Below are 13862 nucleotides of genomic sequence, written 5' to 3'. Positions count from 1 at the left end.
GTTCGTGACCAAACCGTAACCTTTATCTTCACGTTGAGGGTTGAGGGGTAAAAGGCTCCAGTCGAACCGGACCCACCACGCACGTCCCATCCCCAGACCACCCGGCAGCACGGCATCACCAGTCAGGAAGGCCCACTCTCGTGGCAGCAGCACCGCAGAACTACTTGGCCGTCATCAAGGTCGTCGGCATCGGCGGCGGCGGCGTCAATGCCATCAATCGCATGATCGAGGTCGGCCTCAAGGGCGTCGAGTTCATCGCCATCAACACAGACGCCCAGGCGCTGCTCATGAGTGACGCCGACGTCAAGCTCGACGTCGGCCGCGAGCTCACCCGGGGCCTCGGCGCAGGCGCCGACCCGGAGGTCGGCAAGAAGGCGGCCGAGGACCACGCGGAGGAGATCGAGGAGGTCCTCAAGGGGGCCGACATGGTCTTCGTCACCGCTGGCGAGGGTGGTGGCACCGGAACCGGTGGCGCGCCCGTCGTGGCACGCATCGCCCGTCAGCTCGGCGCCCTGACCATCGGTGTCGTCACGCGTCCGTTCACCTTCGAGGGCCGCCGCCGAGCCAACCAGGCCGAGTCGGGAATCGGGAGCCTCCGTGAGGAGGTCGACACCCTGATCGTCATCCCTAACGACCGGCTGCTCTCGATCAGCGACCGCAACGTCTCGATGATGGACGCCTTCCGCTCGGCCGACCAGGTTCTGCTCTCCGGTGTCCAGGGCATCACCGACCTCATCACGACGCCGGGCCTGATCAACCTCGACTTCGCCGACGTCAAGTCGGTCATGCAGGGCGCCGGCTCGGCCCTCATGGGCATCGGCTCCGCCCGCGGCGAGGACCGTGCCGTCCAGGCCGCCGAGCTGGCCATCAGCAGCCCGCTGCTCGAGGCGTCCATCGACGGTGCCCACGGCGTGCTCCTGTCCATCCAGGGTGGATCCGACCTCGGTCTCTTCGAGATCAACGAGGCGGCGCGTCTCGTCCAGGAGGCCGCGCACCCCGAGGCCAACATCATCTTCGGGGCGGTCATCGACGACGCGCTCGGCGACGAGGTCCGCGTCACGGTCATCGCGGCCGGGTTCGACAGCGGCGGTCCCACCCAGCGTCACGACGACCGTGCGCTCGGACAGGTCATGGGACGCCCGCAGCAGGCCCAGCAGCAGCGGGCGGCCTCGCCGGCGCCCCAGCAGCCGCAGCCGGCGCACTCCAACGGTGCTGCGCAGCCCGTCTCCCAGCAGGCTCAGCAGCCGGCGCACCAGCTGCCCACGCAGCAGTCCACCCAGCAGTCCACCCAGCAGGCCGCCCAGCAGCAGCCGCAGCACCACGCTCCGGTCTCGGCAGCGCCGCCGGTGCAGCAGCCGCCCCGCCAGGTGACCTTCGACGAGGGCGACGACCTCGACGTCCCTGACTTCCTCAAGTAGGCCGTCGTAGGGTCGGCTCGTGTTCTACTGGCGCACGACCGTCGAGACCGATCAGGACGACCGCCCCGCCGACGCCGTCGAGATGGCCTTCACCGGCCGGTCGGCTGGTCGCGGCGGCGGGGCGTATGCCGGCCTGAACCTCGGCGGCCACGTCGGTGACGCTGTCGCTGACGTCGAGGCCAACCGTGAGGCCCTGGCGCACGAGGTCGACCTTGCGCGCGAGCGGCTCGTCTTCATGAACCAGGTGCACGGCAGCGACATCGCCGAGGTCGACGCACCGTGGGACGGTGAGGCGCCGGCTGTCGACGGGATCGTCACTCGTGCCACGGACCTTGCTCTCGCCGTGCTGGTGGCCGACTGCGTCCCCGTCCTGCTGCACGACGTCCGGGCCGGGGTGGTCGGCGCCGTCCACGCGGGTCGCCCCGGCATGGTGGGTGGCATCGTCGGGCGCGCCGTGACCGCGATGCGCGACCTGGGTGCGACCTCCCTGTCCGCGACGGTGGGGCCGTCGGTCTGCGGGCGCTGCTACGAGGTCCCTGCCGCCATGGCCCGCGCCGCGGCGCAGACGGCGCCGGCGTCTGCGGCGCGCTCGTGGACCGGGACTCCCGCGATCGACGTCGCCGCCGGAGTGGTCGAACAGCTGGCCGCGGCCGACGTTGCGGTGCAATGGGTCCCGGGCTGCACGCGGGAGAGCGGTGACCTCTACTCCTACCGGCGAGACGGCCGGACCGGCCGCTTCGCGGGCGTGGTCGTGCGGCGCGCGGTCTCCGCATGACGGCTGGCGCGCAACCGCGACTGGAACAGTTGCGTGACAACCTCGCAGGCGTCCACGACCGCATCGCCCGCGGCTGCGGGGAGGCGGGCCGCGACCCCGAGGACGTGACCCTTGTCGTCGTCACGAAGTACTTCCCGGCCTCCGACGTCCTCCTCCTCCACCAGCTGGGAGTCCGCCACTTCGGCGAGAACCGCGACCAGGAGGCGAGCGAGAAGTTCCGCGAGGTGCGGCGCGCGCTCTCGGAGGCCGGCGGGGATGACCTCACACTGCACTTCATCGGGCAGCTCCAGAGCAACAAGGCCGCCCACGTCGCCGGCTACGCCGATGTCGTCGAGTCCGTCGATCGAGCTAAGCTCGTGTCCCCCCTTGCCAAGGGCGCGCACGCCGCCGAACGGCGCCTGGAGGTGCTCGTCCAGGTGAGCCTCGATGGCGCGACCTCACGCGGCGGCGCGCTCCCGCACGACGCCGACACCCTCGCGGACGCCGTTGCGGCCGCGGGGGCCCTCGAGCTGCGCGGCGTCATGGCCGTCGCACCGCTCGGCGCCGACCCCGACGAGGCCTTCGCCCGCCTGCACGACGTCGCTGACGGCATACGTGGTCGGCACCCGCGGGCGGACTGGATCTCCGCCGGCATGAGCGCCGATCTCGAGGCGGCTTTGCGCCACGGCGCGACACACCTGCGTGTCGGGACGGCAATCCTCGGTTCGCGCCCGTCACTTCTGTAACGTCGGCAACGATCACAATTCGACGTTTGGGAGCTGGCCATGGCAGGGGCACTGCGCAAGACGATGGTGTACCTCGGACTGAGCGAGGAGGACCAGCGTCATGAGCGTTACGACGAGTACGACGCCTATGACGACTCCGACCGCTACGACGACACCGAGCACACCGCAGCGGTGACCCAGCTGCCCACCAAGCGACCCGTGGCCGCGGTCGTGCGCGACGTCGAGGTCGGCTCGCTCAACCGCATCACGACGATCCACCCGCGGACCTACAACGAGGCCAAGAACATCGGCGAGTGGTTCCGCGACCAGGTGCCGGTCATCATGAACCTCAGTGACATGGACGACGCCGACGCCAAGCGTCTCGTCGACTTCGCGGCCGGGTTGGTCTTCGGCCTCCACGGCACGATCGAGCGCGTCACCTCCAAGGTGTTCCTCCTGTCGCCGGCTCACGTCGAGATCTCCGCCGACGAGGCTGAGACCCCCGCGGTCGCCAACCGCGGTTTCTTCAACCAGAGCTGAGCTCCCGGTCCCCACCAGGAGCGTTCGGCCGGGTCGTCCTGACGTCGACGTGCACCCCGGTTATCACTCCTGCCGCTAGATCAGGGACACTGACGGACATGGACGCGTTCTGGACCATCTACGGGGTGGTGGTCTTCACCTTCTTCATCGCCCTCATCGGTCGCTTCGTCATCGACTGGGTGCAGGTGCTGGCTCGGTCCTGGCGCCCCTCCGGGGTCGTCCTCGTCGTGGCCGAGGCTGTCTACACCGTGACCGACCCGCCCTTGCGCGCCCTGCGCAAGGTGATCCCGTCGCCGAACCTCGGCGGCGTCCGACTTGATCTCAGCTTCCTCGTCCTGATGTTGCTGACCTCTCTCGCTCTCAACGTGCCGAGCTTCTTCTGACCGGCAGGTGGGCACCTCGTGCCCGCTGCGGGGGCGCAGGTGCCGACAGCCCCACCGGTGAGCCTGGCTTTGGTTCGCGCCCGGAACGTTGGATAGCGTTGACCCGAACCATTACGTCTGCATCGAGGTGACACATGGCGCTTACGCCTGAACAGGTGCTCAACAAGCATTTCCAGACCACGCAGTTCCGTCGTGGCTACGAGGAGCGGGACGTCGACGACTTCCTCGATGAGATCGTGGCGGAGATGCGGTCGCTCATCGAGCAGCGTGACGACTACCTGAAGCAGCTCAACGACTGCCGCGCGAGCAAGAACCAGTCGGCGGTCCGTGCTGACGGCGCGACCGCGGCCATGCCCGCCGTGGGCCGGCCCGGCGACGAGGCCAAGCTCGGCGGCCTGACCGCCAAGATCCAGGATGCCGAGCGCGCCTTCAAGGCCGCGGCGGATCGAGCTGCCAAGGCCAAGGCCGACGCCGAGAACGCCGAGCGGGCCGCCAAGGAGCGCATCGAGCGCGCCAAGGCGGAGGCCGAGCGTGCCGAGGTCGCGGCCAAGTCCGCCGTGGACTCGCAGGCCCTGGACGACGCGCAGGCCAAGCTCAACGGCCTCAACTCCCAGGTGGCCGACGCCGAGGCCAAGCTCACCAAGGCCCAGGAGAACGCCCGCGCCTCCGAGGAGCGTGCCGCAAAGGCGCAGGCCGACGCGGACGCGGCCGCGGCTGAGGCAGCACGCCTCCGTGACGAGGCCGCCAAGGGCGCACAGGCCCCCGCTGCAGCTGCTGTCGCGGCGGCAGCGGCCCCCGCCGCCGCGTCGGGCAACCTCGACGCTGCCGGGGTCATCGCCCTCGCGCAGCGCCTCCACGACGAGCACGTGGCTGCTGGTGAGAGCCGCCGCGACGAGCTCATCTCCGAGGCCGAGGGCCGCCACCGCGAGATGATCGCTGCGGCCCAGGCCCGGCACGACGAGCTGATCAGCATCGGTCAGAACCGCCACGACGAGGCGTCCCACCAGGCGGAGCAGATCTCGGCCGCCGCCGCCGCCCAGCGCGACCAGATGATCGCCGAGGCGACCTCGCAGCGCGACCACATGATCGCCGAGGCCACGTCGCAGCGCGACGAGATGCTGGCCGAGGCCACCCACAAGCGCGACGAGATGCTCACCGAGGCGCGCGAGCGCGCCACCGGCATGGTCGCGGAGGCCCAGCAGCGGAAGGCTGCCGTCCTCGAGGAGCTCGACAAGCAGAAGGGTCTGCTCGATCGCAAGATCGCCGAGCTGCGCGGGTTCGAGAAGAACTACCGGTCGAACCTCAAGTCGTACATCGAGGGGCAGCTGCACGATCTCGACTCCAGCGCCCAGGAGCCGGCCCACGCCGAGGCCGGAGACGGCCACCAGGGCTGAGGCCCACCTCGAACAGACGTGCGCAGGCCGTCCGGGAGCCCTCCCGGACGGCTTGCGTCGTCCGTGGACGAGGAACACTTCGCCCACGTGAGCGTTTCGCGTTTGTGCACGACTCGTGCGGGGCTTATTGTCAGCCCCACTTGTCAGCGTCGACGGCATGAACGACGGAGGGTCTGATGGCGGCGAAGAAGATGGCAGCGGCGACCGCCGCGGCCCAGCGGTCACCCGCGAGGACGACGTCCGCGACGAAGGCCGCCCCGGCGAAGAAGGCGTCAACCGCGAAGAAGACGCCGCCGACGACGAAGACCGCCCCGGCGAGGCAGGCCACACCTGCGAAGAAGACGACGCCGACGACCAGGACGGCAACCCCGACCAAGGTTGCACCGGCGAAGAAGGTGACGTCCGCGACGAAGGCGGCAGCCACCAAGAAGGCGTCACCCGCGAAGAAGACGACGCCGCCGACGAAGAAGACGGCGCCTGCCAAGACGGCGCCTGCCAAGACGGCGCCTGCCAAGACGGCGACGCCGGCGACGAAGAAGACGGCGCCTGCCAAGACGGCAACGCCGGCGACGAAGAAGGCGACGGCGGCGACGAAGGCGCCGGCGACGAAGAAGACCACCTCCACCACCACCCGAGCAGGTGCCGCGAGCGCGAAGTCCGCCGCCAAGGCGCCTGCGACACGAACCAAGAGGGCAGCTGTGACGACGAGCTCCACCGCAGGACCCCGCGCGGCGACGAAGAAGGCCGCGGGCAGCACGACCAGAGCCAGTGCCAGCAAGATCGCCGAACGTCTCCGGGTCAAGGACGACGAGAGCCCGTGGAGCGTGGAGGAGATCGGCGAGGTTCGCGGTGTCCTCCTCGAGGAGATCGAGCAGCACCGGGTCGAGCTCAAGCTCGCCGAGGACGAGCTCGACGACCTCCTGCGCGCCTCGGGCGACGGCTCGGGCGACGACCAGGCTGACGCGGGCGCCAAGACGGCCGAGCGCGAGCACGAGATCTCCGTGGCTGCTAACGCGCGCGCGAGCCTGCGCCAGGCCGAGCACGCGCTCGAGCAGCTGGATGCCGGGACGTACGGCATCTGCGAGAACTGTGGCAACCCGATCGGCAAGCTTCGACTTCAGGCCCGTCCTCGTGCGACCCTGTGCATGACATGCCAGGAGAAGCAGGACCGCCACTGACGCCCGACCACGCCACGTCGACCCCCCGAGCGGGGGTCGACGGCGTGTCCACCACTACGACCGATACGACCGATACGACCACCGGGACCGTGAGCTCGAGAACCGCCGAGGAGAATCGCCCGAGGCCTGACCGGCGGGGGCGCCTGTTCGTCGTCCTCGGTGTCGTCGCGGTCCTCGCCTACCTCACCGACCAGCTGAGCAAGATCGTCGCCCTCGACGTGCTCGCCGACGGTGAACCACGACCTTTCGTCGGGGAGCTCATCCGCTTCAAGCTCATCGGCAACCCCGGGGCCGCCCTGTCGCTCGGTGCGAGCAACACGTGGGTCATGACGGGAATCGCGCTCGCGGTTCTCGTTGCGATCGTCGTCGTGGCGCGCCAGCTGGGGTCCCGAGCCTGGGCGGTCGCGCTCGGTCTGCTGCTCGGTGCCGCGATCGGCAATCTCACCGACAGGTTCGTCCGACCGCCTGGAGGTGGTCAGGGGCACGTCGTCGACTTCATCGACTACAACCGCTGGTTCATCGGCAACGTGGCTGACATCTGGATCGTCTCGGCAGCTGGGCTCATCATCATCCTCGCGCTGCTGGGGATCGGGGTCGACGGCCGTCGCGACCACGGCCGTGGTGCCTCACCCGACGCCACCCACGACGAGACCACCCACGAGACCACCCACGAGATCACCGACCAGACCGATGACCAGGAGGGCCACCGTGCCTGACGTGCGCACCGTGCTCGTGCCCGACGGCCTCGAGGGCGAGCGTGTCGACGCCGGTGTCGCCCGGCTCTTCGGGGTCTCGCGCACCAAGGCCGCCGACCTGGCCGCAGACGGCCACGTCGTGCTCGACGGCAAGTCCGTGGTCAAGTCCGAGCGGCTCTCCGCCGGCTCGATGCTCGAGGTCTCGCTGCCCCGCCCCGAGGAGAGCCCGAGTCTGCAGATCATCGCCGAGCCCGTGCCCGGCATGTCCATCGTCCACGACGACGACGACATCGTCGTCGTCGACAAGCCCGTGGGCGTGGCAGCCCACCCGAGTGTGGGGTGGAGCGGGCCCGACGTCGTGTCGGGGCTCGCGGCGGCCGGCTACCGCATCTCGACCTCCGGGGCCCCGGAGCGCCAGGGCGTCGTGAGCCGACTCGACGTCGGCACCTCGGGACTCATGGTCGTGGCGAAGAGCGAGTACGCATACTCCCGGCTCAAGGAGGCGTTCCGAAGCCGCACGGTCGACAAGACGTACCACGCCCTCGTGCAGGGGCTCCCCGATCCCGTCGTCGGCACCGTCGACGCCCCCATCGGGCGCCACCCCGGCCACGACTACAAGTTCGCCGTGATGAAGAGCGGCAAGCCGTCGGTCACGCACTACGAGGTCATCGAGGCCTTCCGGCACGCCAGCCTGCTCGACATCCACCTGGAGACGGGCCGGACCCACCAGATCCGCGTGCACTTCGCGGCGTTGCACCACCCGTGCTGTGGTGACCTCACCTACGGGGCCGACCCGAAGCTCGCGGCACGACTGAAGCTCGACCGCCAGTGGCTGCACGCCGTCGGGCTCGGGTTCGAGCACCCCGGCACGGGGGAGTACGTCCACTTCGAGAGCCGCTACCCGGAGGATCTCCAGCGCGCTCTCGACATCGTCGCGACGTTCTGAGACCTGCACCTTCGACCTGAGGGTGAAGCCTGACGACGTATGCCGTCCGGTCGGCTCGAAGGGCCCGTGTGCGGCGGATGCCCGGGGTCGGTGACACCCGGCCCCGACACGCGAGGAGTGTCCGCGCGGAGGCTTAGACTCGTCCACGATGTCGACCGAAGCCGCCCCGCGAAACGATCCGAACTTCGTGCACCTCCACGTGCACACGGAGTACTCCATGCTGGACGGGGCCGCCCGCATCGGCGACCTCTTCAGCGAGGCGGCGCGGATGGGCATGCCGGCCCTCGCGACGACCGACCACGGCTACGTCTTCGGCGCCTACGAGTTCTGGAAGAAGGCGCAGGGCACCGGGGTCAAGCCGATCATCGGCGTCGAGGCCTACATCACGCCGGGCACGCACCGCACCGACCGCACGAAGGTCAGCTGGGGCGACGGTGGCCGTGACGACGTCTCCGGCAGCGGCGCCTACACCCACATGACGATGCTCGCCCAGAACAACCAGGGCATGCACAACCTCTTCCGGATGAGCTCCATCGCGAGCCTCGACCAGGTCTACACGAAGTGGCCGCGCATCGACCGCGACCTGCTCGGGGCGTATGGCAAGGGCCTCATCGTCACGACCGGCTGCCCCTCGAGCGAGATCCAGACCAAGCTCCGGTTCGGGATGTACGACGAGGCGCGCGAGGTGGCCGCCGAGCTGCGCGACATCTTCGGCAACGAGAACGTCTACGTCGAGCTCATGGACCACGGCCTCGACATCGAGCGCCGGACCCAGAAGGACCTCATCCGGCTGGCCCGCGACCTCAAGCTGCCGCTCGTCGCGACGAACGACCTGCACTACACCCGCGCCGAGGACGCCAAGGCGCACGCGGCGCTCCTCTGCGTCCAGTCCGGCTCGACGCTGATGGACCCCAACCGGTTCAAGTTCGACGCCGACGACTTCTACCTCAAGTCCGCGGCCGAGATGCGCCACCTGTGGCGTGAGCTGCCCGAAGCGTGCGACAACACCCTGCTCATCGCCGAGCGGTGCGAGGTGTCCTTCACGGAGGGGGAGGGGCGCTTCATGCCCCGGTTCCCCTGCCCCGAGGGCGAGGACGAGACGTCGTGGTTCATCAAGGAGGTCGAGACGGGCCTCTCGCGCCGGTTCCCCGACGGGGTGCCGGACTACGCCCGCAAGCAGGCGGCCTTCGAGGAGGACGTCATCGTCTCCAAGGGCTACCCGGGCTACTTCCTCGTCGTCGCCGACTTCATCAACTGGGCCAAGCGCAACGGCATCCGGGTCGGCCCCGGCCGTGGTTCGGGCGCGGGCTCGATGTGCGCCTACGCCATGGGCATCACCGATCTCGACCCGGTGCCGCACGGTCTGATCTTCGAGCGCTTCCTCAACCCCGAGCGCATGTCGATGCCCGACTTCGATGTCGACTTCGACGAGCGCCGGCGCGGTGAGGTGATCCGCTACGTCACCGAGAAGTACGGCGAGGAGCGCGTCGCCCAGATCGTCACCTACGGCACGATCAAGGCGAAGCAGGCCCTCAAGGACGCCAGCCGCGTGCTCGGGCACCCGTTCGCGATGGGTGAGAAGCTCACCAAGGCGATGCCGCCCGACGTCATGGGCAAGGGCATGCCGCTCGCCGACGTCTTCAAGCCGGACTCCAAGCGCTACAACGAGGCCGGCGACTTCCGCGTCGTCCACGACGAGGACCCGCAGGCCCAGGAGGTCGTCGCGACGGCCCTCGGCCTCGAGGGCCTGAAGCGGCAGTGGGGCGTGCACGCCGCCGGCGTCATCATGAGCAGCGAGCCGCTCGTCGACGTCATCCCGATCATGCGCCGCCTGCAGGACGGCCAGATCATCACGCAGTTCGACTACCCCAGCTGCGAGTCGCTGGGCCTGGTCAAGATGGACTTCCTCGGCCTGCGCAACCTGACGATCCTCGACGACGCCATCGAGAACATCAAGCTCAACCGCGACGAGGACATCGACCTCGACGAGCTGTCCAAGACCCTCGACGACCGCGCCACCTACGACCTGCTCGGCCGTGGCGACACCCTCGGCGTCTTCCAGCTCGACGGCGGCGGCATGCGCTCGCTGCTGCGCCTCATGCAGCCGGACAACTTCGAGGACATCTCGGCCGCCCTCGCGCTCTACCGGCCCGGACCGATGGGCGTCAACGCGCACACGAACTTCGCGCTGCGCAAGAACGGCAAGCAGGAGGTCGTCCCGCTCGACCCCCAGCTGAAGGGCAAGCTCCAGCAGGAGATGATCGACGCGCTCGACCCGATCCTCGGGATGACCTACGGCCTGGTCATCTACCAGGAGCAGGTCATGGAGATCGCCCAGAAGCTCGCCGGCTACACGCTCGGCAACGCCGACCTGCTCCGACGGGCCATGGGCAAGAAGAAGAAGGAGGTCCTCGACGCCGAGTACGTCCCCTTCTCCGAGGGCATGAAGTCCCAGGGCTTCAACGAGGCCTCGATCGCGGCGCTGTGGGGCGTCCTCGTCCCCTTCTCGGACTACGCGTTCAACAAGGCGCACACGGCGGCATACGGCCTCGTGTCGTACTGGACGGGCTACCTCAAGGCCAACTACCCGGCCGAGTACATGGCGGCGCTGCTGACGAGCGTGCGCGACGACAAGGACAAGTCCGCGCTCTACCTCAACGAGTGCCGGCACATGGGCATCAAGGTGCTGCCCCCCGACGTCAACGAGTCGATCGCCAACTTCGCGGCCGTCGGCACCGACATCCGCTTCGGCCTCGCCGCCATCCGCAACGTCGGCCTGCCCGTCGTCCAGGCGATCATCAAGGCCCGCGAGGAGAAGGGCGCCTTCGCCTCCTTCAAGGACTTCCTTTCCAAGGTGCCAGCGGTCGTCTGCAACAAGCGCACCATCGAGTCGCTCATCAAGGGTGGCGCGTTCGACTCGCTCGGTGAGAGCCGCCGCGGCATGGTCGAGGTCCACGAGCGCTACATCGACGCACTCGTCGAGGTCAAGAAGCAGGAGGCCATCGGCCAGGACAGCCTGTTCGGCAGCTTCGGCGACGACACGGACGGCGGCAGCCAGGACGGGCCGGGCGCCTTCGACGGCCTGCCCCCGGTGCCGACGCTGGAGTGGGACAAGGCCAGCCTGCTCTCGTTCGAGCGCGAGATGCTCGGCCTCTACGTCAGCGACCACCCACTGTTCGGCATCGAGCACATCCTCGCCACGCACGCCGACACCTCGATCGCCTCGCTCATGGGCGATGACCCCAAGGCGGACGGCACGCCGGTCACCGTGGCCGGGCTCATCACGAGCCTGCAGCTCAAGCGGACCAAGAAGGGCGACCTCTGGGCCATCGCGACCGTCGAGGACCTCGACGGCGCCATCGAGTGCCTCTTCTTCCCGTCGGCCTACATGACCTACTCCACGATGCTCGCGCAGGACACCGTGTGCGCCGTGAAGGGTCGCATCTCCGCCCGCGACGACTCGATCTCGATCTTCGCCCAGGAGCTGACGATCCCTGACATCAAGGAGGGGCCACGCGGCCCGGTCGTGCTGACGCTGCCGCTCGGTCGCGCGACGCCTGCCGTGGCCGAGAGCCTCAAGCGCGTGCTGGGTGAGCACCCGGGGGCGACCGAGGTGCAGGTGAAGCTGACCCAGCCCGGCCGGTCCGTGCTCATGTCCCTCGACGACTCGCTCCGCGTCACCGCCACCTCCGCCCTCTTCGGCGACCTCAAGGCGCTGCTCGGTCCGGCCTGCCTCAGCTGATGCGCGAGGCGGACCGCCGGCGGATGCGCCGGGCGCGGATGGCCGCGCTCGGCCTGACGCCGACCCTCGGCTCTCCTTCGTCCCCCGTGTCGGCGCTCGCGGTCGCCCGCAGACTCGGGGCCCTGCAGGCCCAGGACTACGCGAGCGGCGCGTGGTCCCTGGGGTTGCGCTCGGGGCTGACCCTCGCCCAGGTCGAGCAAGCCGTGCACGACCGGGAGGTGGTGCGCACGTGGCCGATGCGCGGCACGATCCACTGGGTGCCGGCCGAGGACGCCCGCTGGATGTGCGAGCTGCTCGCGGCGCCGCGCAGCACGACGCTCGCCACCCGGTTCGCCCAGCTCGGCATCTCCGAGGCTGACGTCGAGCTGTCCGGCCGGGTCTTCGAGGAGCACCTGCGCGAGCCCATGAGGCGGCCCGACGTGGCGGCCCTGCTCGTGGAGCACGGCATCGACCCGACCGGCCAGCGCAACTACCACCTCATCGGCTACCACTGCATGAGTGGTCTCCTCTGCCAAGGTCCGATCATCGCCAAGCAGCCGAGCTTCGTTCTCATGGACACGTGGGTTCCCCACTCCCGCAACCCTTCCCGCGAGGAGGGCCTGGCGACGATGGCCGAGCGCTACGTCCGCAGCCACGGGCCCGTCACCGAGAAGGACCTCGCCGGCTGGCTGCTGAAGCCGCTCGGGCTGACCCGTGAGGCGCTCGCGCTCGTCGACGACCGGATCCTGCGCGAGGAGCTCGACGGGCAGACGTGGCTGACGCACGTCGACGCCCGAGACGTCCCTGCCGGTCCCGGCGGCGTGCACCTGCTACCGCAGTGGGACGAGTTCCTCCTCGGCTACAAGTCGCGCGACGTGACCCTGCCGGGGGAGCACTTCGTCAAGGTCGTGCCGGGTCGCAACATGGTCTTCAAGCCGACCCTCGTCGTCGACGGCGAGGTCGCGGGCACGTGGCGCCGCGTCCAGAAGCGCGAGCACGTCGTCGTCGAGGTGTCGCCCTTCGCCGAGCTGTCGACCCGCCGCTGGCGCGAGGTCGAAGCGGCCGCCGCGAACTACGGCGCCTTTCTCGGCACCGAGGCCGAGGTCGTCCGCCTCGGTCCTGCCGGTGGGAGCGGCTGAGTGGCTCGCGGACCCATCCCGCCCTCGCCGCTCCCACCACGCCACGGCGTGGACGCCCAGCGCTTCCGTATGCCGCAGGCCGGCCCCTGGACGTCGCTGCGGGACCACCTCGTCGAGCGGCTCTCACCCGGCCTCGACGCCGACGACGTCGACCGTATGCTCCGGGCCGGCGAGTTCGTCGATGCTTCGGGCACGCCCGTGCGTCCGGACGCGCCGTTCGTGGCGCAGTCGGCCGTCTGGGCGCACCGTGACCTCCCCGGTGAGGTGGCGCATCCGGAGGAGCCCGTCGTGCTGCACCGCGACGAGCGAATCGTCGTCGTCGACAAGCCGCACGACATGGCGACGATGCCACGCGGGCGGCACGTCGTGCAGAGCGCGCTGGCTCGCACGCGTGTGCTGACGGGCGAGCACCGGCTCACTCCGGCGCATCGCCTCGACCGCCCGACGGCGGGGGTGCTGATGTTCACGACCGAGCAGCGGTGGCGCGGGGCATACCAGCGCGTCTTCGCCGACGGGCTCGCGCACAAGGAGTACCTCGCGGTCGCGCCGGTCAGGGCTGGGCTGGACCTGCCGCTCGTGCGGCGCACGCACCTCGTCAAGGAGCACGGCACGCACCAGGCCCACGAGGTCGAGGGCGGCGAACCCAATGCCGAGACGCTCGTGGAGCTGCTCGAGACCGTGACCGGCCGTGGGCCCGCGGGGGAGACCCTCGGGCTCTACCGGCTCACTCCGAGGACGGGGCGCACCCACCAGCTGAGGTGCCAGCTGGACGGGCTCGGCATCCCCATCCTCGACGACCCGCTCTACCCCGTGGAGCGCGAGGTGCCCCTCGACGACTTCAGCGCGCCCCTGCAGCTGCTCGCGGCCGTCCTCGCCTTCGACGACCCGATCGACGGGCGGCCGCGCCGCTTCGTCACGCGGCGCCGCCTCTCCGGGTGGCCCGGCCCCTGGCCGGCGACCTGACCAGGG

13 protein-coding genes are annotated in these 13862 nt (G+C 69.8%); 12 read left to right on the top strand and 1 reads right to left on the bottom strand.

The features are described 5' to 3' along the window. Positions 1-140: 140 nt before the first annotated feature. The 6 genes from ftsZ (at position 141) to AB4030_RS14225 (ending at position 5214) form a co-directional block, all read left to right on the top strand. Positions 141-1418 carry a cell division protein FtsZ gene (gene ftsZ, locus AB4030_RS14250; protein WP_442279864.1) on the top strand — a complete coding sequence of 426 codons (1278 nt, stop codon included), beginning with the start codon at positions 141-143 and terminating at the stop codon, positions 1416-1418. A 19-nt stretch (positions 1419-1437) separates the two neighbouring features. Next, entirely contained in the window at positions 1438-2193 is a 756-nt protein-coding gene (pgeF, locus tag AB4030_RS14245) for a peptidoglycan editing factor PgeF (RefSeq protein WP_442279863.1), read from the top strand. Then, complete coding sequence (locus AB4030_RS14240) at positions 2190-2918, top strand: YggS family pyridoxal phosphate-dependent enzyme (protein ID WP_442279862.1); 729 nt, start codon at positions 2190-2192, stop codon at positions 2916-2918. The genes pgeF and AB4030_RS14240 overlap by 4 nt, the downstream gene beginning before the upstream one ends. 39 nt (positions 2919-2957) lie before the next feature. After that, positions 2958-3437 (top strand): cell division protein SepF, encoded by a 480-nt coding sequence (locus AB4030_RS14235; RefSeq protein ID WP_442279861.1) that lies wholly within the window; start codon positions 2958-2960, stop codon positions 3435-3437. Between the two features lie 98 nt (positions 3438-3535). Continuing rightward, positions 3536-3820, top strand: a complete 285-nt coding sequence (locus tag AB4030_RS14230) for a YggT family protein (protein ID WP_442279860.1) — start codon at positions 3536-3538, stop codon at positions 3818-3820. Positions 3821-3954: 134 nt separating this feature from the next. Then, a complete protein-coding gene (locus AB4030_RS14225) occupies positions 3955-5214 on the top strand; it encodes a DivIVA domain-containing protein (RefSeq protein ID WP_442279859.1) in 1260 nt (419 codons plus the stop codon). A 130-nt stretch (positions 5215-5344) separates the two neighbouring features. Here the strand turns inward: AB4030_RS14225 and AB4030_RS14220 are convergent, their stop codons facing one another. After that, positions 5345-5929: a hypothetical protein gene (locus AB4030_RS14220; RefSeq protein WP_442279858.1), complete on the bottom strand. Its 585-nt coding sequence runs from the start codon at positions 5927-5929 to the stop codon at positions 5345-5347. Between AB4030_RS14220 and AB4030_RS14215 the strand changes: the two genes are divergently transcribed. The 6 genes from AB4030_RS14215 to AB4030_RS14190 all read left to right on the top strand — a co-directional run bounded on the left by AB4030_RS14215 (position 5913) and on the right by AB4030_RS14190 (position 13856). Next, on the top strand, positions 5913-6392 hold the full coding sequence (locus AB4030_RS14215; RefSeq protein ID WP_442279857.1) for a TraR/DksA family transcriptional regulator: 480 nt from the start codon (positions 5913-5915) through the stop codon (positions 6390-6392). The genes AB4030_RS14220 and AB4030_RS14215 overlap by 17 nt on opposite strands. An 89-nt stretch (positions 6393-6481) precedes the next feature. Further along, positions 6482-7108: a signal peptidase II gene (locus AB4030_RS14210; protein WP_442279856.1), complete on the top strand. Its 627-nt coding sequence runs from the start codon at positions 6482-6484 to the stop codon at positions 7106-7108. Next, complete coding sequence (locus AB4030_RS14205) at positions 7101-8033, top strand: RluA family pseudouridine synthase (protein WP_442279855.1); 933 nt, start codon at positions 7101-7103, stop codon at positions 8031-8033. Before AB4030_RS14210 ends, AB4030_RS14205 begins: the two co-directional genes overlap by 8 nt. Before the next feature lie 148 nt (positions 8034-8181). Beyond that, positions 8182-11775, top strand: a complete 3594-nt coding sequence (gene dnaE / locus AB4030_RS14200) for a DNA polymerase III subunit alpha (RefSeq protein WP_442279854.1) — start codon at positions 8182-8184, stop codon at positions 11773-11775. Then, a complete protein-coding gene (locus AB4030_RS14195; protein ID WP_442279853.1) occupies positions 11775-12893 on the top strand; it encodes a winged helix DNA-binding domain-containing protein in 1119 nt (372 codons plus the stop codon). Before dnaE ends, AB4030_RS14195 begins: the two co-directional genes overlap by 1 nt. Further along, entirely contained in the window at positions 12894-13856 is a 963-nt protein-coding gene (locus AB4030_RS14190; protein ID WP_442279852.1) for a pseudouridine synthase, read from the top strand. It begins immediately after the preceding gene. Positions 13857-13862 lie beyond the last annotated feature (6 nt).

Source organism: Terrabacter sp. 2YAF2 (assembly GCF_052114705.1).
In the GTDB taxonomy this organism is placed as follows: Bacteria; Actinomycetota; Actinomycetes; order Actinomycetales; family Dermatophilaceae; genus Terrabacter.
The sequence above is the reverse complement of the archived record's forward strand: the minus strand, read 5'-3'. Positions and strand labels throughout refer to the sequence as shown.